This is a genomic window from Mesorhizobium sp. WSM4846 (assembly GCF_055811415.1).
In genome coordinates, this window is record NZ_JBVVPZ010000035.1 from 38,546 (window position 1) to 61,339 (window position 22,794).

The 22,794-nt window shown below is 63.9% G+C and carries 22 protein-coding genes; 12 read left to right on the top strand and 10 right to left on the bottom strand.

Translation table 11 applies throughout. From position 1 onward, the window contains the following. The first annotated feature begins 95 nt into the window (after nt 1-95). From AC0L15_RS24545 to AC0L15_RS24555, 3 genes are all read left to right on the top strand, one after another. A complete protein-coding gene (locus tag AC0L15_RS24545; protein ID WP_473497362.1) occupies nt 96-740 on the top strand; it encodes a hypothetical protein in 645 nt (214 codons plus the stop codon). Nucleotides 741-767: 27 nt separating this feature from the next. Beyond that, nucleotides 768-1,310 (top strand): hypoxanthine phosphoribosyltransferase, encoded by a 543-nt coding sequence (gene hpt, locus AC0L15_RS24550; protein WP_287245751.1) that lies wholly within the window; start codon nt 768-770, stop codon nt 1,308-1,310. A 61-nt stretch (nt 1,311-1,371) separates the two neighbouring features. Continuing rightward, nucleotides 1,372-1,743: a response regulator gene (locus tag AC0L15_RS24555; RefSeq protein ID WP_287245753.1), complete on the top strand. Its 372-nt coding sequence runs from the start codon at nt 1,372-1,374 to the stop codon at nt 1,741-1,743. Nucleotides 1,744-1,755: 12 nt separating this feature from the next. On the opposite strand, the gene AC0L15_RS24560 is transcribed toward AC0L15_RS24555, so the two are convergent. Further along, nucleotides 1,756-2,706 (bottom strand): DMT family transporter, encoded by a 951-nt coding sequence (locus AC0L15_RS24560; RefSeq protein ID WP_287245754.1) that lies wholly within the window; start codon nt 2,704-2,706, stop codon nt 1,756-1,758. A 312-nt stretch (nt 2,707-3,018) separates the two neighbouring features. Here AC0L15_RS24560 and AC0L15_RS24565 point away from each other — a divergent pair, with 312 nt between their 5' ends. After that, a complete protein-coding gene (locus tag AC0L15_RS24565; RefSeq protein ID WP_287121945.1) occupies nt 3,019-3,876 on the top strand; it encodes a LysR substrate-binding domain-containing protein in 858 nt (285 codons plus the stop codon). An 11-nt stretch (nt 3,877-3,887) separates the two neighbouring features. Here the strand turns inward: AC0L15_RS24565 and AC0L15_RS24570 are convergent, their stop codons facing one another. Further along, nucleotides 3,888-6,536, bottom strand: a complete 2,649-nt coding sequence (locus tag AC0L15_RS24570) for a TIGR02302 family protein (RefSeq protein WP_287245756.1) — start codon at nt 6,534-6,536, stop codon at nt 3,888-3,890. A 173-nt stretch (nt 6,537-6,709) separates the two neighbouring features. Next, complete coding sequence (locus tag AC0L15_RS24575; RefSeq protein ID WP_287245757.1) at nt 6,710-7,651, bottom strand: threonine/serine dehydratase; 942 nt, start codon at nt 7,649-7,651, stop codon at nt 6,710-6,712. 50 nt (nt 7,652-7,701) lie between these two features. On the opposite strand from AC0L15_RS24575, the gene AC0L15_RS24580 reads away from it, so the two are divergent. Further along, on the top strand, nt 7,702-8,004 hold the full coding sequence (locus AC0L15_RS24580) for an ArsR/SmtB family transcription factor (RefSeq protein WP_287245758.1): 303 nt from the start codon (nt 7,702-7,704) through the stop codon (nt 8,002-8,004). 75 nt (nt 8,005-8,079) lie between these two features. Here AC0L15_RS24580 and lysA read toward each other — a convergent pair whose 3' ends face one another. From lysA to argH, 3 genes are all read right to left on the bottom strand, one after another. Beyond that, the gene (gene lysA / locus AC0L15_RS24585; protein ID WP_027153380.1) at nt 8,080-9,348 is read right to left on the bottom strand and encodes a diaminopimelate decarboxylase; all 1,269 of its coding nucleotides are present in this window, start codon (nt 9,346-9,348) and stop codon (nt 8,080-8,082) included. A 52-nt stretch (nt 9,349-9,400) separates the two neighbouring features. Then, nucleotides 9,401-9,607, bottom strand: a complete 207-nt coding sequence (locus AC0L15_RS24590; RefSeq protein ID WP_023797221.1) for a hypothetical protein — start codon at nt 9,605-9,607, stop codon at nt 9,401-9,403. A 227-nt stretch (nt 9,608-9,834) separates the two neighbouring features. Continuing rightward, complete coding sequence (gene argH, locus AC0L15_RS24595) at nt 9,835-11,235, bottom strand: argininosuccinate lyase (protein WP_287245759.1); 1,401 nt, start codon at nt 11,233-11,235, stop codon at nt 9,835-9,837. A 34-nt stretch (nt 11,236-11,269) separates the two neighbouring features. Between argH and tlpA the strand changes: the two genes are divergently transcribed. From tlpA to AC0L15_RS24620, 5 genes are all read left to right on the top strand, one after another. Beyond that, a complete protein-coding gene (tlpA, locus tag AC0L15_RS24600; RefSeq protein WP_287245760.1) occupies nt 11,270-11,956 on the top strand; it encodes a thiol:disulfide interchange protein TlpA in 687 nt (228 codons plus the stop codon). Nucleotides 11,957-12,197: 241 nt separating this feature from the next. Continuing rightward, nucleotides 12,198-13,508 carry a sn-glycerol-3-phosphate ABC transporter substrate-binding protein UgpB gene (gene ugpB, locus AC0L15_RS24605; protein ID WP_091593059.1) on the top strand — a complete coding sequence of 437 codons (1,311 nt, stop codon included), beginning with the start codon at nt 12,198-12,200 and terminating at the stop codon, nt 13,506-13,508. A gap of 84 nt (nt 13,509-13,592) precedes the next feature. Next, entirely contained in the window at nt 13,593-14,477 is an 885-nt protein-coding gene (ugpA, locus tag AC0L15_RS24610) for a sn-glycerol-3-phosphate ABC transporter permease UgpA (protein ID WP_473497370.1), read from the top strand. Between the two features lie 8 nt (nt 14,478-14,485). After that, nucleotides 14,486-15,334, top strand: coding sequence for a sn-glycerol-3-phosphate ABC transporter permease UgpE (ugpE, locus tag AC0L15_RS24615; RefSeq protein ID WP_287212881.1), 849 nt, complete (start codon nt 14,486-14,488; stop codon nt 15,332-15,334). 7 nt (nt 15,335-15,341) lie between these two features. Continuing rightward, complete coding sequence (locus AC0L15_RS24620; protein ID WP_287245761.1) at nt 15,342-16,409, top strand: sn-glycerol-3-phosphate import ATP-binding protein UgpC; 1,068 nt, start codon at nt 15,342-15,344, stop codon at nt 16,407-16,409. 48 nt (nt 16,410-16,457) lie between these two features. On the opposite strand, the gene AC0L15_RS24625 is transcribed toward AC0L15_RS24620, so the two are convergent. The 3 genes from AC0L15_RS24625 to AC0L15_RS24635 form a co-directional block, all read right to left on the bottom strand. Further along, nucleotides 16,458-17,540 carry an ABC transporter ATP-binding protein gene (locus tag AC0L15_RS24625; protein WP_027153372.1) on the bottom strand — a complete coding sequence of 361 codons (1,083 nt, stop codon included), beginning with the start codon at nt 17,538-17,540 and terminating at the stop codon, nt 16,458-16,460. Continuing rightward, a complete protein-coding gene (locus tag AC0L15_RS24630; RefSeq protein WP_287245763.1) occupies nt 17,537-19,123 on the bottom strand; it encodes an ABC transporter permease in 1,587 nt (528 codons plus the stop codon). The genes AC0L15_RS24625 and AC0L15_RS24630 overlap by 4 nt, the downstream gene beginning before the upstream one ends. A gap of 175 nt (nt 19,124-19,298) precedes the next feature. After that, nucleotides 19,299-20,306: an iron ABC transporter substrate-binding protein gene (locus tag AC0L15_RS24635; protein ID WP_287245765.1), complete on the bottom strand. Its 1,008-nt coding sequence runs from the start codon at nt 20,304-20,306 to the stop codon at nt 19,299-19,301. 207 nt (nt 20,307-20,513) lie between these two features. On the opposite strand from AC0L15_RS24635, the gene AC0L15_RS24640 reads away from it, so the two are divergent. Both AC0L15_RS24640 and AC0L15_RS24645 read left to right on the top strand, forming a co-directional pair. Further along, nucleotides 20,514-21,068, top strand: a complete 555-nt coding sequence (locus AC0L15_RS24640; RefSeq protein WP_287245767.1) for a sigma-70 family RNA polymerase sigma factor — start codon at nt 20,514-20,516, stop codon at nt 21,066-21,068. Between the two features lie 16 nt (nt 21,069-21,084). Next, nucleotides 21,085-21,723 (top strand): NrsF family protein, encoded by a 639-nt coding sequence (locus tag AC0L15_RS24645; protein WP_287245769.1) that lies wholly within the window; start codon nt 21,085-21,087, stop codon nt 21,721-21,723. A gap of 93 nt (nt 21,724-21,816) precedes the next feature. Here AC0L15_RS24645 and AC0L15_RS24650 read toward each other — a convergent pair whose 3' ends face one another. Next, nucleotides 21,817-22,695 carry a 3-hydroxybutyryl-CoA dehydrogenase gene (locus AC0L15_RS24650; protein ID WP_023797239.1) on the bottom strand — a complete coding sequence of 293 codons (879 nt, stop codon included), beginning with the start codon at nt 22,693-22,695 and terminating at the stop codon, nt 21,817-21,819. Between the last annotated feature and the right edge of the window lie 99 nt (nt 22,696-22,794).

Here is a 22,794-nt window from a genome sequence, read left to right on the forward strand (position 1 = left end):
GGGCGCGTCACAAGGGGTTTCCGGGGGAAACGTTAACCATTTCCATTTACGCATAAGAAACGAAGAGCGAACAAGTGCGAAGTGCTGGGGCCGCGATGGCTGACGATCGAACCGCGCGCCCGGTTTCCGGCGAAATCATGACCGATACGGCCGCAAGTCCTGCGCCGGAACGCATCATGCGCGATCCGGCCGGTGACATCGTCGACGCCGACTACGAGGTGCTGCCGCGTTTAACCGACAGCACGGGCCTTTCACCGCCGCTTTTGCGCGTGATCACCACGCCATCGATGAAAGGCATGGACATGCTGCGCAAGCCGGTAGCGGCGATGGAACGGCTGCGGGCGTCGCGCGGCGGGCCGATCTTCTGGATCGCCGGCCTCAGTGCCGCGTTTGCAGCCTTCTGGATCTCGGGCGGGCACGCGCTGGTGCGCCAGACGCCGCTTCTTCTGGCGGCGCGACAAGCGGGCGCTGCCCTGACCATTTCAGGCGTTACGTCGCGTATCGATGCGTCCGGGCCGCAACCTATCCTGTTCGTCGGTGGCGAGGCCGCGAATGACGGCGCCAGCCCGTCGCCATTGCCACCGCTGGAAGTCCGGGTCACCGGCAATGACAGGCGCACAACCCGTTATAGGGCGACATTTAACCGTTCGCTGGCGCCCGGCGAAAGATTTGGCTTTTCCAGCCGGCTCGACGTGCCTAGAAACGGGGTCAAGACCGTCTCGGTCACCTTCGCCAATTAGCGGCGATCATTTCTGGAAGGGCAGCCAATGCCAATCGTGCGCGGCAAGGAGATCGAGGTCCTGTTTTCGGCGTCGGCGATCGCCCGCCGCAATCTGGAGCTAGCCAAGGAGATCGCCGGGCACGATTATCACGACCTTCTGGTGATTTCGGTGCTGAAGGGATCGTTCATCTTCGCCGCCGACCTCATCCGCGCCATGCACGATGTCGGCCTGTCGCCCGAGGTCGAGTTCATCTTCATCTCCAGCTACGGCGCCGGCACCACCAGCGGCGAGGTGAGGGTGCTGCGCGACATCGACAATGAGGTCGCCGGCCGAGACGTGCTGTTGATCGACGACATCCTCGAATCCGGCAAGACGCTGTCCTTCACCCGCGACCTGATGCTGTCGCGCGGCGCCAAAAGCTGCGCCATCGCCGTGCTGCTCGACAAGCGCATGCGCCGCCGGACCGCGCTCAACGCCGACTATGTCGGCTTCGACTGCCCCGACTATTTCGTCGTCGGCTACGGCATGGATGTCGCCCACGCCTTTCGCGAACTGCCGTTTGTCGGCGTCGTCAAGGGCGACGCCTAGATTTATCTTCGATGCGGTTGCGGTTCAGGAAAAGTCAACTTTTCCACGCCAAAATTCCGCTATGGCAAAGCTCCTGATCGTCGAGGACGATGAGTCCGTCCGCACCCTCGCCGCTCGCGCGCTCGAACGCGCCGGGCACATGATCGACATCGCCGCTGACGGCGCGCAGGGGCTTGCCCTGATCCGCGCTGCACGTGGCGGCTACGACCTTGTCGTCTCGGATATCCGGATGCCGGAGATGGACGGCATCCAAATGGCCAACGCGGCTGCATCGCTTTTCCCGGCGATGAAGATCTTGCTGATGACCGGCTATGCCGACCAGCGCGAGCGCGCCGAGGAATTGAACGGCGTCATTGTGGACGTCGTGCAGAAGCCGTTCACGCTGGCCGAAATCCGCACGCGCGTCGAACAGGCGCTCGCCTGTTTCGCTTAAGATTCCGCGCGGTCAGGCCGGATCGCAGGTCGCTGCGATTGCCGGCGCGCTGCTCCGGCGCCGGCTGGCGTTGAGCGCGAACAGACCGGCGCCGATGATGAGGGCGGCGCCGATGACGGTGGTCGATCGCGGCACTTCGGCAAAGAACAGGAAGCCCCACAGCGGCGACCAGATGATGCCGGTGTATTCGAACGTGGCGACGCCGTTGGCCGGCGCCAGCCGGTAGGCCTGCGACAACAGGATCATCCCGGCCGACGCCACGACGCCGCAGGCGGCCATCGTCAGGAAGTCGATTGACGTCGGCCAGATCCATGGCCTGACCAGGAATTCGAGGCTCGGATGCGTGGCATGAGCCATTCCTGCCAGCCAGAACAGCCCGGCGACCGCTGCAGCGCCCAGGAGATAGACGCCGTTTTGATAAAACGCCATGACCGTGGATGATTCGGTGTCGCCGATCTTGCGGGCCATCAACTGCGAAAAACCGTACAGCACCGCCGAGGCCAGCGACAGCAGCGCCGCCCAGTCGAACAGCCCGGCGCCGGGTCGCAGCATCACCAGCACGCCGAGCATGCCGACCATGACGGTGACCAGCGTCTGCCCCGCTACCCGTTCGCCGAGATAGGGGCCGGCAAGCGCCATGATGAACAGCGGTGCCATGAAATAGAGCGCCACCGCGTCGGCGAGTGGCAGGGCGGCGATCGCCAGGTAGTAGAGCGTGTAGGAGGTGAACAGGATCAAGGCGCGCATCGTCAGCATGCGAAACCGCTTCGAAAAGATCGCCCTGAGCCCGACATCGGCATGAACCAGCACGAGAAGAATGGGCAGGGCAACGATCGAGCGGATCGCCATCACCTCGGTCACCGGATAGGTGCCCGATACGGCCTTGATCAGCGGATCCTGGAGCGAGAACACCAGAACGCCGAGGCAAAGGCTTGCCATGCCGAGGACGATCCGGTTCTGCATGGCGTTCGACGGCTCCTTGCTTGCGCGGCCCGAGAGCCGGGCGCGCGTAACTTTGTTTTATGCATATCGCCCAAAACCGCTTCGCACCCTCGGGTCAGGCCCAGGGTCAGGCCCGAGGGCATGCTTTTGGGCGACATGCATCAAAAAGAACCCGCCACCGTTTCGGGCAGCGGGTACGAGTGAGGACTTCGTTGGTCCGCAGCCGATTTCGCAGCCGCATATCCAATGGGTGAAGTGACTATTATCCGCCGTTTGACATGTTGCAAACGAATTGGAATGATGCCAGCAATCAGATTTTCTTATGGCGGACAAATGAAGCCCACGCTCGACAGCGATCTGCTGCGCACCTTCGTCGCGGTCGCCGACGCCGGCAATTTCACCAAGGCTGCGGTGCAGGCCGGCCGTACCCAGTCGGCGGTTTCGATGCAGATGAAGAAGCTCGAGGATATGGTCGGCGACAGCCTGTTCGAGCGCGGTTCGCGGGGTGTGGCGCTGACGCGCCGCGGCGGCGAACTCATCGTCAACGCCCGCCGCATCGTGTCGCTGCTGGACGAGACGGCGGCATCGATGGTCGCGGCGCCGCTTGGCGGACCGGTGCGCATCGGCATTCCGGAGGAATATGGCCACGCGATCCTGTCGCGCGCGCTCGGCGCCTTTGCCAAGCGCCATCCTCAGGTCGACATCACCGTCCGCTACGCGCATTCCGGTGCGCAGATCGCGGCGCTCGCCGCCGGCGAGCTCGATCTGGCGGTGGTGTTCGAATGGCAGGACCTCTCCGGCGGTGAGGTGCTGATGCATGACCCGACCGTGTGGGTGACGTCGGAGCTGCATCACATGCATGAGGAGCGGCCGGTGCCGATCGCGCTCTACAACCGCGCCGGCTGGTGCAAGGATTTCGCGATAAAGTCGCTGGAACAGCGTGGTCTCGCCTATCGGGTCGCCTATACCAGCGATACGAATGGCGGCCTGCGGCTTGCCGTCACCTCCGGGCTGGCGATTGCGCCGATCTCGCGCAGCAACATCCCGGCTGATTGCCGCGAGCTTACCGCCGCCGATGGATTCGGCGACATCGATTCCTCGAACGTGGTGCTGCGGCGCAATCCGAACGCTTCCGGCGAGGCCATCGTCAGCATGGAAGAGGCGATCCGCGAGGCGTTCACCAACCGTTAGAGCAGGCCGGCTTACTTCAGCTCCAGCAGCCGCTCCAGATAGCTGCGCTCGATATCGGGGCTGAGCGCGTTGCCGAGCCGCTTGCGGATTGCGTCGAGGATCTGGCGGGCGCGCTGCACGTCGATCTCGTCCGGCACCTTCACCGAATCGCCGAAATCTGGACCCTCGGTGGCGCGTGGCCGGCCGAGCGGATCGCGGTCGGCATTCTGCTGGCGGCCGCCGCGCTGGCCGTCGCCCTCGTCGCCCTGCATGGCCTGCAATTGCTTCATCATGTCCTTGGCGCCCTTGCGCAACGCCTCCAGCGCGCGGCCCTGGTGACCGACCGCCTGATCGCCATCGCTGTCGCCAAGCGCCTGTTCGGCATCGCCCATGGATTTGCCGGCCTCGCCAAATCCCTCATTGGGCTCGAGCCCCATACCTTCGAGACCCTTTCTCAACTGGTCGAGCTCGCCTTGCAGTTTGCCCTGGCCTTCCTGCAACTGCTTCAGCGCATCGGCGAATTCCTCCGGCGTCATCGGCTTCGGCCGGCCGAGCGGATCGCGGTCTTCGCCTGGGCCGGGCTGCTCGCCCTGTTCGCCCATTTGGCCCTGCTCGCCGTTCTCGCCGAGCTGCTCGTCTCGGTTCTGCCCACGCTGTTGCTGGCCGCGCTGCATCTGGTCCATACGGAAGGTTTCGTTCATCATCTCCTGCTGGCGCCGCATGATCTCGCCGAGCTTGTCCATCTGCTGGCGCATTTCGCTGTTCTGCTGGCCGCCCTGCTGCTGACGTCCGGCCTGCAGGTTGTTCATCATGTCCTGCAGTTGCGAAAGCAATTGCTGCGCGCTGTCGCGATCGCCGGACTTCGCCAGATTCTCGATCTGGTCCATCATCCGTTCGATATCACTCTGGCGCAGCTCCTGGCCGTTCTGCTGCATCTGCGGCGCGTTCGGATTCTGCTGCGCACGCTGGGCGAATTCCTGCAGGAATTGGTTCATCGCCTCGCGCAGTTCCTTCATCGCCTTGTCGATTTCCTCGTCGCTGGCGCCGTTCTTGATCGCGTCCTGCAACGCCTGCTGCGCCTGGCGCAGCCGCCGCTCGGCGTCCGAAAGATTGCCTTCCTCGATGCCGAGCGCGATCTCCCAGAGATAGGCGACCTCGTCGCGCAATTTGTCGTCGTTTTCGGCCATCTTCAGCCGGGTGCGGGCGCTCATGATGGCGAGGTAGTGCGCCATATTGTCGAACGTGTCTTCGGGCCTGAGCGTGATCGCATCCATCAGGTCGAGCACGCGGCTCTTGGCGTTGGCGTCGAGCGCCAGGGCGCGGCGCTGCTCGATCACGGCCCTGGCCAGCGGATTGGAGAATGGCCGCTCCGGCATCACCAGGGTCCTGGTTTCGCTGGTTGCGGTATGTCCGGCATCGTCGGTGGCGACAAGCCTGAGCTTGATGTCGCCGCCGGCCCAGACATGCTCGGTCAGGTCCTTCGTGGTCTTGGCGGCATTCCCCTTGACGCCGCGGCGCGGCAGCGTCAGCGGCATTTCGGGCGGGCCATACAGCGGATGCGCATTCGGCGCCGGTGGGTCGGCCAATACGAAATCCGCCTTGGCGGAGGCCGCGCCATAGTCGTCGTCGATCTGGTAGTTGAGTTCGAAGGAGCCGTTGACGGCGCGTTTCGGCTCGCCGACGAAGCGGATCTGCGGCGGCTTGTCCGGGATCACCGCGAAGGCCCAGCTGCCGAGTTCGTCGCCGCCCGAGTTCAGCGTCAGCGTGCCGTTGGCCGTCAGCTTGCCGGTGAACTGGCGCACCGTGGAGGGCGTTGCCGTGGAGGGCGTTGCCGCCGCCGGCTTGGCCGCGTCGGCCTGCTGCCCGGCCGGCTCGATAGTGCGGGCGTTGCCGTCGGCGTCGGCATAGCTCAGCGTTTCCTCGCCCGAGCCGCCGGTGACGCGCAGCGAGACATCGCTGCCTTCCGGAACGGTGAAGGTGGACGCAGCCTGATTGTCATTGCTGGCGAGGGCCGGGTTGGCGAAGGCTGGGGAAGTGAGGAAGACCGGTGCCCTGCCGGTGTAGGCCGGCGGCGTCACCCAGGCGTCGATGCGCGGCGGCACGGCGTCGCGCGCCGCGTGGGCACTGAACCCGTCCGCGATGCGGCCGCCCGACGGTCCGAACGAGAAGGCGAAAGCGGTGACCAACACAAGCGCCGCCACGGCGCGCAGCCCCCACGGGTCGCGCTCCGGCACCCGGGTGCGTGGCAGGTCGCCACCGAGGTTGCCGAGTTTTTCGGCCATGCGTTTCTGGTGCTCGCGCCACAGCGCTTGCGAAAAAAAGCTTTCCCTGCCGCTCGGCCGGTCGATCTGCACCAGCACCGGGCTGTGCAGCAATAGGTTGGCGGCCTCGATGCGCCGATCGATCTCGGCACTGGACGGCACCCGGAAGAAACGCAGGGGATAGAGCGCGACAAGGGCTGCGATGGCGAACACAGCCACCAGACCGATGCGCGCCATGTCGGGCAGCAAAAGGAAGAGGCCGAGCCACGAGACGCTGAGGAACAGGCTGGCGACGATGACGAGTGGAAGCAGCAACGGCCAGCCACGCTCGACCGTCATCGAGACCCGCGTCGCCAGCCGGCTCACGGCAAGGCGCCCGGCCAGGCTGCGATCGCTGGTGAAGGTGGCTCGTTGCGTCATCGGCCCTTCCTGTTCGGGCGGGATAACCCGAACCTCACAAATCTATCGCACCGGCCCGAAGATCGGATGCGAAGGACTCAACGTCTTAGATGCACGTCGCTCCAAACATACCAAGAAACACGGCGAAGGCGAGGCAGTTCCCTAAAACGTGAACAGGACTGCCCCCGCTATCGTCAGAATTTAGCCGGATTGGCGTTTGCACCGCAGACCAGCACGGCGACACGCTCGCCCGCAGCCGCTGCGTAGCGGCCCGACAGGAGCGCCGCGAAGGCCGCGGCGCCGCCCGGCTCGGAGATGATTCGCACCCGGTCCCAAAGCGCCGCCTGCGCGGCGATGATCTCGTCGTCGCTGACCAGTATGGAACGCTCGACGAAGGCCTCGGCGATCGGAAACATCATCTCGCCGACGCGCTTCGGCGCCAGCGAATCGGCGGCGATGCCCTCAGTCGGCGCATCGACGGGCCGGCCGGCCTCGAAGGCGCGATGAAGCGTCGGCGCGCCCTCCGGCTCGACGGCGATGATCCTGATGCGGCCGGCAAACCAGGCGGCGATGCCGCCGATCAGGCCGCCGCCGCCTACGGCGACCAGCAGCGTGTCGAGTTCAGGCAGGTCGGTCTCGATCTCAAGGCCGAGCGTGCCTTGCCCGATCAGCGTTTCCTCCTGGTTGAACGCATGGATCTGCAGCGCGCCGGACCTTTCGGCAAAGTCTTCGCTGGCGGCCAGCGCTTCGGCATAGCGTGCGCCACCGACGACCAGCTCGGCGCCATAGCCGCGGATGCGTTCCAGCTTGGCCGGCGGGCTGACTTCGGGAACGAAGATGATTGCCTTGTGGCCAAGCCGCATGGCGGCGTAGGCGACCGCGGCACCATGATTGCCGCCCGATGCCGCGACGACGCCAGCCTCGGGAACCGGCCGCTCGAGAAGATTGGTGAACGCGCCGCGCGCCTTGAACGAGCCGGAATGCTGCAGGCATTCGAGCTTCAGGTCGACGCTAAGAGGCGGGCGGCCGAAATCGGCCATGTCGACGCGCAGCACCGGCGTGTGGCGCACGAAGGGCCGGATGCGCGGTACCATTGCGGCGATGCGTTCGCGGGTGATGCTATTGCCGTTCAGCATGGTCTGCTCCCAAGGGTTGACATCACTTAGTAACTTAGCAAAATGGCTAAATGCAAGAAATTGATGTCTTCAAGGCGATCGCCAACGAGCGCAGGCTGCAAATCCTCGATTGGCTGAAGGATCCGCGCGAGCATTTTCCGCCGCAGTCTGATGGCGATCTGGTCGAGGACGGCGTCTGCGCGCTGCTGATTGCGGAAAAGCTTGGCATCACCCAGGCGACGCTCAGCGAGCATATGCGGGTGCTGACCCAGGCCGGCCTTCTGCGCAGCAAGCGTATCAAGCAGTGGACGTTCTATCGCCGTGACGAAGGCAGGATCGCCGAGACCAGGGCGCTGATTCAGCACCGGCTGTAGCGCTGCAGACGATCCATTCTTGTTTGACCATGATCCTTTCCGAAAACCGGTTCTCACTTTTTCGGGATCATGGGTCTATTCAAGCCAATCGGGCAGCGAATCCAGGCCGATCAGCTCGTCATAGGTCTGGCGCCGGCGCACGACATGGAAACGGTCGCCGTCGACCAGCACTTCAGGCACCAACAGGCGGGTGTTATAGGTGCCGGCCTGCACCGCGCCATAGGCGCCGGCGGTGGCGACGGCGATCAGGTCGCCGGCCTTCAGCCGCGGCAGGTCGCGATCGAGGCCGAGATAATCGCCGGTCTCGCAGACCGGGCCGACCACGTCGACCGTCATGCGCGGCGCCGCGGCCGGCTGCTGCACCACCGGCTTGATGTCATGGAAGGCATCATAGAGCGTCGGCCGGATCAGATCGTTCATCGCGGCGTCGACGACCAGGAAATTCCTGGCGTCGCCCTCCTTCACGAAGATCACCTGGGAGACCAGGATGCCGGCATTGCCGACGATAAGCCGGCCTGGCTCGAACATCACCTTCAGCCCGAGCTTGGCGACGTGCTTCTTGACGATCTGAGCATAAGCGTCCGGCAGGGGAGGCGGGCTGTTGTCGACGCGGTAGGGAATGCCGAGGCCGCCGCCCAGGTCGATATGCTCGATGGCGTGCCCGTCGGCGCGCAGCACGCCGACCAACTCCACCAGCAGCGCAAAGGCGTCGTCGAAGGGCTGCAACTCGGTGATCTGGCTGCCGATATGAGTGTCGATGCCGGTGACCTTGATGCCAGGCAGCTCAGCTGCGCGGGCATAGACCTTTCGCGCCTTCTGCCAGGGAATGCCGAACTTGTTCTCGGCCCTGCCGGTGGAGATCTTCTTGTGGGTCTTGGCGTCGACATCCGGATTGATGCGCAGCGAGATCGGCGCCACCTTGCCCAGCGCCGCGGCGCGGGCTGACAGCAATTCCAGTTCCGGCTCGGATTCGACGTTGAAGCACAAAATGCCGGCCGAGAGTGCAAGATCCATCTCGCGCGCGGTCTTGCCGACGCCGGAAAACAGGATCTTGTTGGCCGGAATGCCGGCGGCCAGCGCGCGACGCAATTCGCCTTCCGAGACCACGTCGGCGCCGGCGCCGAGCTTGGCCAGGATTTTTAGCACCGCCTGGTTGGAATTCGCCTTCATGGCGTAGCAGACCAGAGCGTCGAGCCCGGCAAAGGCCTGCGCAAACACGCGGAAATGCCTGGTCAACGTCGCCGTCGAATAGCAATAGAACGGCGTGCCGACGCTTGCGGCGATCTCTGATATCGCCACGTCCTCGGCATGCAGCACGCCGTCGCGGTAGTCGAAATGGTTCACGAGAATGGTTCCGGAATTTGGAGCACGATGAGATCGGCCGATCTCATCGGCTCTAGATCAACGGGTCGAGAATGAACTTCTTGTCCTCGACGGGTTTTTCCGGCTCCGGCGGCACGGGCTGCTCTGCCTTCTGTGCGTCCTTGCGCGCCTGCACGGCCGCCTCATAGGGCGTATCGAGCCCGGCTTTCCTGCCGCAGGCCGTTACGGTTGCAAGCGCCGCCAGCAGCGTCAGCGTCACCAAAATCCTGCTTGCGGTCATCGATCCATCCGTCCGAACTTTTGCCCGCCGCTTTTAGCGGAGTTTTGCTGGCATTGCACCTAGTGTGGTGGATTTGAAGTTCCTGGCATTGACGGCATTCGCGTTGAGGAACTTCAAATCCAAAACCACACTAGAATTCATTGAATTACTCGTGCGGCTTTTGAATCCGAAATTCGCTCGCCGCGCTGCTCCAACGTGATGCGAATTTCGGATTCACCGCACGAGCATCACGCCTTGGCGATGTGCTTTTTCCAGTAGCGAATCTGCTTCCTCACTTCCGACGGCGCGGTGCCGCCGAAGCTCGTGCGGCTCTTCACCGAGTTTTGCACGGCAAGCACCGAAAACACGTCCGTCGTGATGCCGGGGTGAATGGACTGCAAGTCTTCCAGCGGCAGCCTGTCGAGCCCGATTTTCCTCTCTTCGGCCAGCGCCACGGCGCGGCCGGTGACGTGGTGCGCCTCGCGGAACGGCAGACCGAGGCTGCGCACCAGCCAGTCGGCGAGATCGGTCGCGGTCGCATAGCCTGACCCGGCGGCCTTCTTCATGGCGGCGGCATTCACCGTCATGTCGCGCACCATGCCGGTCATCGCCGCCAGCATCAGGTCGAGCGTCTCGGCGGCGTCGAACACGGATTCCTTGTCTTCCTGCATGTCCTTGCCGTAGGTCAGCGGCATGCCCTTCATCACAGTCAGCAGGCCAACCAGATGGCCGGTGACGCGGCCGGTCTTGCCGCGCACCAACTCGGCGGCGTCAGGGTTCTTCTTCTGCGGCATGATCGAGGAGCCGGTGGAGAATGAGTCCGACAGCCTGACGAAGCCGAATTGCGGCGTCGACCAGATGATGATTTCTTCGGCCAGTCGCGACAGATGCGTCGCGCAGATCGCCGCCAGCCCCAAAAACTCGAGCGCGAAATCGCGGTCCGAAACGCTGTCGAGGGAATTGCGCATCGGCTCGCGGAAGCCGAGCGCCCTGGCCGTCTGGTGCCGGTCGATCGGAAAGCTGGTGCCGGCAAGCGCGGCCGCACCGAGCGGGCTTTCGTCCATCCGTTCGATGGCGTCGCGAACACGCGACAGGTCGCGCGAAAACATTTCGACATAGGCCATGCAGTGATGGCCGAAGGTTACCGGCTGCGCCGCCTGCATGTGGGTGAAGCCAGGCATCACCGTTGCCGCATGCTCCTCGGCCCGTTCCAGGAACGCCGTGATCAGGCCCTTCAGCGCCTCGGCGACGCGAAAGCACTCGTCCTTGACCCATAGCCTGAGATCGACCGCCACCTGGTCGTTGCGCGAACGGGCGGTATGCAGACGGCCGGCAGCCGGGCCGATCAGCTCGGCAAGGCGGGCCTCGACATTCATGTGGATGTCTTCCAGCCTGGTCGAGAACTCGAACGTGCCGGCTTCGATCTCTGCCAGGACCGTGTTCAGCCCGTGAGCGATTTTTTCTTGATCGGCCGCCGAAATAATGCCGGTTTGCGCCAGCATCTCGCTGTGGGCGATCGAGCCTCTGATATCCTGCGCGTAGAGTTTGCGGTCGAACGAGATCGACGTGTTGATCGCTTCCATGATCGCGGCCGGACCCGAGGCAAAACGTCCGCCCCACATCTGGTTGCTGGCCTTCTTGTCGCTCATCGCTATAACCCGTGCTTCCGGAGCAGTTTTAAAAATGGCAGACGGCAATCGATTTTTCCCGGCCCCGCGCCTCATCCTCGCCGCTTTGGTGGCAGGCGTGCTGGCCGGCGCGGTCGCGGTATATGTCAGCGAAAGCGGTTCTGGCAACAACGCCCCCGCTCAAGTCGCCGTTGGCGACAGCAAGGACGATGTCGCCTGCGCCGCCAAGGCCGACCGCGCCAAGACGGTCGCGGCGGCTGCCACCGGCCAGGTTGCAGCACTTTTGCCGGCCGATCCGCCACAATCGCTGAAGGGTCTTGCCTTCAATAGCCCCGACGGCAAGCCGATGACGCTCGCCGACCATGCCGGCAAAACGGTGCTGCTCAATCTGTGGGCGACATGGTGCGCGCCTTGCCGCGCCGAAATGCCGGCGCTCGACGCGCTGCAGAACGAAATGGGCAGCGATGCCTTCGAGGTCGTCGCGGTCAATGTCGATGCCGGCGACGACGCCAAACCGAAGAAGTTCCTTGAGGAGACCGGCGTCAAGGCGCTCGGCTACTACCGTGATTCGACGATGGCGCTGTTCAACGATCTCAAGACACGCGGCCTGGCGCTCGGCCTGCCGGTCACCATGCTGATTGACGCGGAAGGCTGCCTGATTGCCCACATGAACGGCCCGGCCGAATGGTCGAGCCCCGACGCCAAGCGGCTGGTCGAGACGGCGCTCGGCAAGTCGTACTAACGCATGTCGCGCAATAGTGCGCTCTTTAGGAGGCGCCGGCGATTGCCGGTCGTCGTCGATGTTCGATTGGTAAGCCGGCTTTTCAATTGCTTTCCATCGGCTCTCATCTCGAAGCGCACGCCACTTTAAGTGGAAATCAAGTTCATCGGTCCGCAACAAAACCGTTGTCCAATTGTCACGGGCGGCACATATTGGCTTTGCGAGAGTGCCCCTTTCGCCAATGACAAACGGGAGATGAAACATGAAGTTGTTCGGCTTCGCGGCCGGTGTCGCCGCCACCTTGACCCTGCTTTCCACCACCTCCGCCTTCGCCGTCACGCAGATCAGCTGGTGGCACGCCATGACCGGCGCCAACGCCGAGGTCGTCGGCAAGATCTCCAAGGATTTCAACGCCAGCCAGAGCGACTATGAACTGGTTCCGGTGTTCAAGGGCACCTATCCGGAGACGCTGAATGCCGGCATCGCCGCCTTCCGCGCCGGCCAGGCGCCCGATATCCTCCAGGTGTTCGACGTTGGCACCGGCGTGATGATGGCGGCCGAGGGTGCGATCAAGCCGGTTGCCGAGGTGATGACCGGTGCCGGAATGACCTTCGACAAAAGCCAGTATCTGCCCGGTATCGTCGGCTATTATTCGAAGCCGGACGGCACCATGCTGTCCTTCCCCTACAACTCCTCCTCGCCGATCCTTTACTACAACAAGGACATCTTCCAGAAGGCCGGCCTCGACGTGAACAACCCGCCGAAGACCTGGAACGAGGTGTGGGAAGCCGCCAAGAAGATCAAGACGAGCGGCGCCGCCCCTTGTGGCTATACCTCGACCTGGCTGACCTGGATCCATCTGGAGAATTTTGCAGCATGGAATGATGTGTCGTGGGCGACCCAGCAGAACGGCCTGGCCGGCGGTGATGTCGAACTCAAGATCAACGCGCCGATTTTCGTCAACCACTTCCAGGCGCTCGCAGACCTCGCCAAGGACGGCACCTTCAAATATGGCGGGCGTACCTCCGAAGCCAAGCAGATCTTCCTCGCCGGCGAATGCGGCATCTTCACCGAATCGTCGGGCGGCCTCGGCGACATCGTCAAGTCCGGGATGAACTATGGCATCGGCCAGCTTCCCTACGACAGCGACGCCAAGGGCGCACCGCAGAACACCACGCCGGGCGGCGCCAGCCTGTGGGTGTTCGGCGCCAAGTCGGACGAGCAATACAAGGGCGTCGCGGCGTTCTTCGCCTATCTGTCCAAGACCGATGTGCAGGAATATCTGCACCAGAAGTCGGGATACCTGCCGGTGACGCTCGCTGCCTACGAGGCGACCAAGAAATCGGGCTTCTATGACAAGAACCCCGGCCGTGAGACACCCATCCTGCAAATGACGGGCAAGGCACCGACCGACAACTCGAAGGGCGTGCGCCTGCCGAACCTGCCGCAGGTGCGCGATATCCAGAACGAGGAGTTCGAGAAGATGCTGGCCGGCCAGCAAACCGCTCAGCAGGCGCTCGACAACGCGGTCACGCGCGGCAACGCCGCAATCAAGGAAGCGCTGGAGAACTGACGAGATTATCTCGGTTGGTGTCGGTTTGAATATCGCCCACGCGAGCTCGCGTGGGCGTCTCCCGAGTTAGCGAAGGAAATCAGCCTGTCTCCACGCGTCGTCTTTCCCAACAAGATCCTGCCCTACCTGCTGGTGGCGCCACAACTCGCCATAACACTGATTTTCTTCTACTGGCCGGCCGGTCAGGCGCTTTACCAGTCGATGCTCAGGCAGGATCCGTTCGGGCTGAGGACCAGGTTCGTCTGGTTTGCCAATTTCCGCAAGGTGCTGGCCGATCCGGCCTACCTCAACTCGATCCAGGTCACCGTGGTGTTCTCGCTTGCGACCGCGATCGTTGCCATGGTTGTGGCGCTTTTGCTTGCGGTCATGGCCGAGAAGGCGGTGCGCGGCAAAGGCCTCTACCGCACGCTGTTGATATGGCCTTATGCCGTGGCGCCGGCGATTGCCGGCATGCTGTGGCTGTTTCTGTTCAATCCTTCGATCGGCTCGTTGGCGTATTTGCTGCGAAGCCTCGGCATCGCCTGGGATCCGCTGCTCAACGGAACCCACGCCATGATCCTGCTGGTGTCGGCGGCTGCCTGGAAGCAGATCAGCTACAATTTCCTGTTCTTCGTAGCCGGTCTGCAGGCAGTGCCGAAAACGCTGATCGAGGCGGCGGCCATGGACGGCGCCGGCGAGACCAAGCGCTTCTGGACCATCGTCTTCCCGCTGCTCGCGCCGACCACCTTTTTCCTGCTGGTCGTCAACACCGTCTATGCCCTGTTCGACACGTTCGGCATCGTTCATGCCGTCACCGGCGGCGGGCCGGGCAAGGCGACCGAGACGCTGGTCTACAAGGTCTACAATGACGGCTTCGTCAATCTGATCCTGGGCGACTCGGCGGCGCAGTCGGTCATCCTGATGGCAATCGTCATTGCGCTCACCGCCATCCAGTTCCGCTACGTGGAACGCAAAGTCCACTACGGTTGAGGGCAGCGATGATCGGCCAGTCCCCGCTCCGCACTTTTATCGCCCATGCCGTGCTGATCCTCGGCATATTGATCGTGGCTTTCCCGATCTACTACACGTTCGTTGCCTCGACGCACACGCTGCAAACCATCCTCAGGCCGCCGCTGCCGCTCTTGCCCGGCGGCCAGCTCTGGAACAACTACAGCGAGGCGCTGTTCGGCGGCATTGGCCGCATCGGCGGTGTCAGCGTCGGCCAACTGCTCCTCAACACCACGATCATGGCGCTCGGCGTTGCTGTGGGAAAGATCTGCATCTCGATCCTGTCGGCCTATGCGATCGTGTTCTTCCGTTTCCCGCTGCGCATGACCTTCTTCTGGCTGATCTTCATCACCTTGATGCTTCCGGTGGAAGTGCGCATCCTGCCGACCTACAAGGTAATGGTCGATCTCGGCATGATCGACACCTATGCCGGCCTGATCATCCCGCTGATCGCCTCGGCCACCGCGACGCTGCTGTTCCGCCAGTTCTTCATGACCATACCGGGCGAATTGCTCGAGGCGGCGCGCGTCGACGGCGCCGGGCCATGGCGCTTCTTCTTCGATATCCTCCTGCCATTGTCGCGCACCAACATCGCGGCGCTGTTCGTGATCCTCTTCATCTACGGCTGGACGCAGTATCTTTGGCCGTTGCTGGTCACCAACAGCAACGACATGAACACCATCGTCATCGCGTTGAGAAAGATGGTTTCCTTTGCCGATGCCGATACCGAATGGCACCTGGTCATGGTCACCGCGATGCTGGCCATCGTGCCGCCGATCCTGGTGGTGGTGCTGATGCAACGCTGGTTCGTGCGCGGCCTGGTCGAATCCGAAAAGTGAGAAGCTGATGGCGACCGTCGATCTGAAGGGCGTGAAGAAGGTCTATCCCAGCGGCGTCGAAGCCGTGAAGGGGGTCTCCATCGCCATTCCCGACAAGGAGCTTTGCGTGCTGGTCGGCCCATCCGGCTGCGGCAAGTCGACGCTGCTGAGGATGATCGCCGGGTTGGAGACCATTTCAGCCGGTACGGTCGCCATCGACGGCAAAGTGGTCAACGCCATCGGCCCGACCGAGCGCGACATCGCCATGGTGTTCCAGAACTACGCGCTTTACCCGCATATGAAAGTCTATGACAACATGGCCTATGGCCTGCGCAATCGCGGCACGCCGAAGGACGAGATCGACAGCAGGGTGCGTTCGACCGCCAAGGTGCTGGAGCTTTCGGCGCTGCTCGACCGGCGGCCTCGCGAGCTTTCCGGCGGCCAGCGCCAGCGTGTCGCCATGGGCCGCGCCATCGTGCGCAATCCGAAGGTCTTCCTGTTCGACGAGCCGCTCAGCAATCTCGATGCCAAATTGCGCGGGCAGATGCGGGTCGAGATCAAGAACTTGCAGCGCACGCTCGGCGTCACCTCGGTCTATGTCACCCACGACCAGCTCGAGGCGATGACGCTGGCCGACATCCTTGTTGTCATGAACGCCGGGCTGGTCGAGCAAACGGGCGCGCCGCTCGACATCTACGAAAAGCCGGCGTCGATCTTCGTCGCTTCCTTCATCGGCGCGCCGCCGATGAACCTCCTGGCGCTGACCGGAAGTTCCTCAGGCCCGATGCTGGCTGACGGCACCGCGATCGGCTTTGCGGCTCCCGGAACGCAAGCCGTGACGCTGGGGTTTCGCCCTGAAGATGCCGACGTCACCTTCAATGCGGAGGCGCTGCCCGGTGCGCTCGTCCTGCCGGCGGCAGTCGAAGCGGTCGAGCCGGTCGGGGCCGAAAGCTTTCTTCACTGCGCCGCAGCCGGCAGCCGTATCATCGTGCGCGTCTCGGGGCGCGCCACCGCAAAGCCCGGCGACCAGTTGCGTGTCGTGGCCAAAGCCGAAAAGCTGCATTGGTTCGATCAGGCTGGAAAGCGGGTCGATTGAAGCCGGCCTGTCGGCCTGACTGGCGAACTGCGCGAGACGCAAGACCGTTCAGGCAAACACATGCGCCTTGCCCGACACCGTCAGCCGGACGATCTCGCCAACCGTCGGTGTGTCCATGCCTGGCTTGCGCAGGATCAGTGGCGTGTTGCCGATCGCGGCTGCGTCCGGCGGATCGGGACTGTTCAGGAGCCGCACCGCGATGGTGCACATCGAGCCGGCGAATTCGGATTCCGTCACTTCGCCGAACAGCATGTCCGGCGTGCCCGACATGCCTTCGCGCGATGTTCGTTTCAACAGCACCTGTTCCGGCCGCAGCATGATGCGGGCGAGATCGCGCCGCTCGGTGCTGTCGACGGCGATGCGGCCGAGCGGCGAGCTGGCGAAGCCGTCCGCGATCTTGGCCGGCAGGATGATGGCATCGCCGAGGAATTCGGCGACCATCCGGTCCTTCGGCTTGAGATAAAGCTCGCGCGGCGTGCCGACCTGCGAGAATTTGCCGTCGCGCATCACCGCGACCTGGCTGGCAAAGGACAGCGCCTCGGCCTGGTCGTGCGTGACCAGGATCGTGGTGATGCCGGCGGTCTCCAGAAGCTCGGCCACCGCCTTGCGCATCGAGGCGCGCAGGCCGGTGTCGAGCGCCGAGAACGGCTCGTCGAGCAGCATCAGCCGCGGCTTCATGGCCATGGCGCGGGCCAACGCCACACGCTGCTGCTGGCCGCCTGAGAGCTCGTGCGGCCGCCGTTTCAGGATCGCCTTGTCGAGCCCGACGATATAGGCGAGCTCGGCGATACGCTCGCTGCGCTTGTCCTCGTGATGCCGCATGCCGAAACCGATATTGGCGGCGATGCTCAGATGCGGGAACAGGGCGCCGTCCTGCGCCACCACGCCGATGCCGCGCCGATATGCCGGCACCGCGGCGTCGCCATTGGCCAGCACCTCGCCGTCGAGCACGATGCGACCCTGGTCCGGCGCTTCGAAGCCGGCGATCAACCGCAGCAGGGTCGTCTTGCCGCAGCCTGACGGTCCGACGATCGCCGTGCGGCTGCCGCTGGCCACGCTGAGGTCGACGCCGGCCAGTGCGGCCACCGGGCCGTAGTGCTTGTGCACATCGGTGAGTTCGAGGAAGCTCATCGTCCGGCCATCCGCTTCGACTGGGTGTAGAGCAGCCAGGTCAGCGGCAGCGACATCGCCACCATGATGAGCGCGTAAGGTGCGGCGGACGCATAGTCGATCTCGCCGCTGTGGGCCCAGAACGCCATCGCCAGCGTGCGTGTGCCGTTGGGCGCCAGCATCTGCGTGGCGGTCAATTCGTTCATGATGCCGAGCGCCACCAGCGCCATGCCCGCCGCGGCACCCGGCGCCGACAGGCGGATCGTCGTCGACCACAGCGCCCTGAGCGGTGGCCGGCCGAGACTGGCGGCGGCGCGTTCGAGCTCGACCGGCGCCTGCGCGATCGACGCCCGCAGGCTGATCAGGGCGCGCGGCAGGAACATCAGCGCATAGGCAACGAGGATCGTGAACAGGGTCTGATAGAGCGGCAGCGCGATGCGCACCGTGATGGTGACCAGCGCCAGCGCCACGACGACGCCGGGCAGCGAGCCGACGATGTAGTTGCAGCCCTCCAGAAGCCGCTGCAGCGGTCCGGGCGCGCGGATCGAGATCCACGCCATCGGCATGGCGGCAACCGTGGCGAGCAGGGCGCCGGCGAGCGCCAGGAACAGGGTCTGGCCGAGCGCCAGGCCGATCTCATCGAGGCGCCAGACATCGGCGCCGCCGGCCACAAGCCAGCGGCCGATGGTGACGAACGGCACGCCAAGCGCCAGCAGCGCGGTGACGACGGGCAGAGCCAAGCACGGGATGGTGGCGCGGCCGAGCCCTGTGCGTTGCTGCTGCCGCGCGGCGCCCGAGCCGACGCGGGCATAGCGCTCCTCGCCGCGCACCAGCACTTCGATCCCGAGCAGCACGAAACAGCATGTCACCAGCACCGCAGCCAGCATGTTGGCGGCGGGGCCGTTGAAGGTCGACTGGAACTGGTCGACGATCGCCGTGGTAAAGGTATCGAAGCGGATGAACACGTAGAGGCCGTATTCGGCCAGGAGATGCAGACCGACCAGCAGCGAGCCGCCGCAAATGGCGAGCCTGAGCTGCGGCAGCACGACCCGCCGGAACACGCGCCATGGCCCCAGGCCGACGGCTGCCGCGGCATCTTCGAGAGCAGGATCGAGCCGGCGCAAGGCTGCCGCCACCGGCAGATAGAGGAACGGGAAATAGGCGACGACGGAAACCAGTACGCCGGCCCACAGCCCGTGCAGTCCCGGCACCAGGGTAATCCAGGCGTAGCTGTGGACGAAGGCGGGGATGGCGAGCGGCGCCACCGACAGCCAGGCCCACAGCCGGGCACCGGGAAGGCTGCTGCGTTCGGTCAGCCAGGCCAGCGCCACCGAGAGCACAATGCAGATCGGCACCGCCAGCACCACCAAAAGCAGGGTGTTGACCAGGAGCTCGCCGACACGTGGCCGGAAGACCAATGCCGATACGGTTTCCCAGCCGGTCTGCACGGCAATCCAGATGATGAAGGCGAGCGGCAGGAGCGAGAACAGTGAGACCAGGATGGCGGCGAGCGAAATCCAGGATATCGGCCGCCGGCGCCTCCATTGCCCAGCCGCCACGCCGGTCGGCAAGCCTGAACGTGCAAGGTCGGCCGCAGGCAGCATCAGCTCAGACGCCGAGCCGTTGCCGCCCGGTGGCGGAAACGATCGCAGAGCCGCAAACACGGCCAAAAATGCAGCTTGTCGTCATGGACGAATGCCACCTCGAAAAACAGAGCGCTCCTGCGGAAGCGAATTCCCGCAGGAGCGCAGTCGGCTGCCGTTTTAGGACGAACGCGAACTAAAGCAAGCCGGCTGCCGTCATCAGGTCGGTCACCTTCCTAGAGTTCAGCGTCGTCGCGTCGACCTTCGGCGCCTGCAGATCAGCCAGCGGCACCAGCGCCGGATTGGACTGCGCGCCCTTGCCAACCGCGTATTCAAAGGAATTGCCGGTCTTCAGCACGTCCTGACCACCCTTGCCGGTCACCCATTTCAGGAGGGCCTGAGCTTCCTTCGGGTGCTTGCTGGAGGCCAGCACGCCCCCTCCGGAAACCGAGACGAAGGCGCCCGGGTCCTGGTTCTTGAAATAGTGCAGCCCGACATTGCTGCTGTTCTCGCCGGTCTTGGCCTGGTCGCCGTAGTAATAATAGTGATAGATCACGCCGCCATCGACCTCGCCGGCATTGACCGCCTTCATCACCGTGCTGTTGCCTTTGTAGGCGGTGAAGTTCGCCTTCATCGCCTTCAGCCAGTCGGTCGTTGCGGCCTCACCCCTAAGCTGCAAAAGCGCGCTGACGATCGCCTGGAAATCCGCGCCGGACGGGGAAGCGGCCCAGCGTCCCTTCCAGCTCGGATCGGCGAGTTCAAGCAGCGACTTGGGCAACTGCTCGGCAGTCAGCCTGGTCTTGTTGTAAGCAAAGACGGTGCTGCGCGCGGCGATGCCCACCCACTTGCCGCTGGCCGGCTGGTACTCGTTGGGAATCTGCGCCAGCGTGTCGGCGTCGACCGGCGCGAACAGGCCTGATGACTCGACCAGCACCATGGCAGGTGAGTTTTCCGTCAGGAGCACGTCGGCCGGCGAGGCGGCGCCTTCGGCGACGATCTGGTTGGAAAAATCGCTGTCGCCGCCGTGGCGAACGGTAACCTTGATGCCGGTTTCCTTGGTGAAACCTTCCACCCAGTCATTGGTCAGGCTCTCATGCTGGGCATTGTAGACGACGATGCCGTCGTCCTGGGCCATAACCGGGCTGGCGATCAGGCTGATTGCAAGTGCTGTGGCTCCGGCAAGGACGGAAAGAGCATGTTTCATGGACGTCATCCCGCTCGATCTCGATGGTCTTTGATTTAGCATGGCTGCACTATCAATTCCTGATCGGTGTAGTCAACATTGGTGAGCTGCGTAATCGAGCGCCGGAGGTGAAACCTTCGTGATATTCATTACTTTGGCTTGGACATTATTTCGCCGGCCACGTAACAAATCAGCGCCGAGGCGCGAATTATCGGGGAGTGAACTCTTGTGACCGGCAAGGACGAGGCCGAGCTTTCCCGGCTGATGCGGGCCGCGATCGCGGGAGATGAAAGGGCTTACGCCGACTTTCTGCGCCGGACGGCTGCTCTGGTTCGCGGCTTCATCAGGCGCAAGATCGTTCAGGGCGGGGTCGATCCCGAGGATGTCGTGCAGGAAACCTTGCTGGCCATTCATGTGAAGCGGCATACCTGGCGCCAGGATTTACCTGTGCTGCCCTGGGTCTACGCCATCGCGCGCTTCAAGCTGATCGATGCCTTTCGACGGCGCGGCCGGCGCATCGAGATCGAGATCGACGAGATCGCCGAGACCTTCGCCGAACCGGAGGCTGAAACGGTCAGCGGGCGCGACATCACACGGGCCCTGGATGGCCTGCCGCCGGCGCAGCGTTCAGTGGTTTCGTCGGTGTCGGTCGAAGGCCGTTCCATCGGCGAGACGGCAGTGAGGTTCGGCATCAGCGAGACTGCGGTGCGCGTGTCGCTGCATCGCGGGCTTGCGGCCATTGCCAAACGGTTCGGGGCCAAACAATTCGGGCGGGCCAAATAATTGGGCGGGCAATGACATGAGGACCGACGATCTCATCAAGGCGCTCGACGCCGATGCCCGCAGCACGGCGATGCCGCTCGGCTCGGCCTGGTGGATAGGCTCCGGTGCGGCTACGCTGATCGCGGCGGTGGTGTTCTGGCTGGCGATCGGCCCACGCACCGACATCGCCACCGCCATGTATACGACGCGTTTCGTTGCCAAGTTTGTGTTCACGATGGCTCTGGCGGTCAGCGCCTTCACCTTGATCCGCGCCCTGTCGACACCCGGTGCAGCGACGGGCAGGGCGGCGACCTGGATGATTGCCGCACCGCTGCTGGTGGCCGTAGCGGTGGGGCTGGAACTCCTTTCGGTGCCTGCGGCCGACTGGGGCAGGCGGCTGGTCGGCAGCAACATGCTTATCTGCCTGACCTTCATTCCCCTGATCGGCATCGGTCCGCTTGCCGTCTGCCTGGCGGTGCTGCGCTATGGCGCGCCGACGCGGCCTGTGCTTGCCGGAGCCGTGGCCGGTCTGCTCGCCGGCGGGCTGGCGGCAACCTTCTATGCCGCGCACTGCTTCGACGATTCGCCGCTTTTCGTCGCCACCTGGTATACGATCGCGATTGCCATCCTCGCCGCGCTCGGCGCTCTCGGCGGGCGGCTTTTCGTGCGCTGGTAGCGACTGCCTGGCCCCGAAAACGGGTTCGACTTCCGCAAAGCAGCGCGAGGCTGGATATCGGTATGGGGTCGCTGTCGCCTGCAATGGCATGCCTTAGCGCGTCGGAACGGGATGCTCGCCGCGATAGTCGTAGAAGCCGCGCCCGGTCTTGCGGCCGAGCCAGCCGGCCTCGACATATTTCACCAGCAGCGGGCAGGGCCGGTATTTCGAATCCGACAGGCCGTCATGCAACACCTGCATGATCGACAGGCAGGTGTCGAGGCCGATGAAATCGGCAAGCTGCAGCGGTCCCATCGGATGGTTGGCGCCGAGCCGCATGGCGGTGTCGATCGCGTCGACCGAGCCGACCCCTTCATAGAGCGTGTAGATCGCCTCGTTGATCATCGGCAGCAGGATGCGGTTGACGATGAAGGCCGGAAAATCCTCGGAAACGGTGATCGTCTTCTCGAGATGGTTCACATAGGCCTTTGCCGCTTCGAAGGTCTGGTCCTCGGTGGCAATACCGCGCACCAGTTCGACCAGCTTCATCACTGGAACCGGATTCATGAAATGGATGCCGATGAAGCGTTCCGGCCTGTCGGTCTGCGCGGCGAGACGCGTGATCGAGATCGACGAGGTGTTCGTCGCCAGGATGGCTTCCGGATTGAGCTGCGGACAGAGCTGGGCGTAGATCTTGCGCTTGACCGTCTCGTCCTCGGTCGCTGCCTCGATCACCAGATCGGCACCGGCAAGGTCGGCCATGGTCGGTGCTGACGAAATGCGCGCCATCGCCTCGTTGCGCAGCTTTTCCTCGAGCTTGCCGGAGCCGACCTGGCGGGCCATGTTGCCGCTGATCGTGGCGATGCCCTTTTCGATGCGCTCGGGCGAGATGTCGTAAACCAGCACCTTGTAGCCCGCCAGCGCGGACACATGGGCGATGCCGCCGCCCATCTGGCCCGCCCCGATGATGCCGATCGTCTCGATCTTGTTCATTACACCGATCCCGTCAAATGGCCTTTGCGGCCTGCTTTTTGTGCGGTGCAAACTAAAAGGGCGGGGCGACTTCGTCTACCCCGCCCTTCACAATTTAAT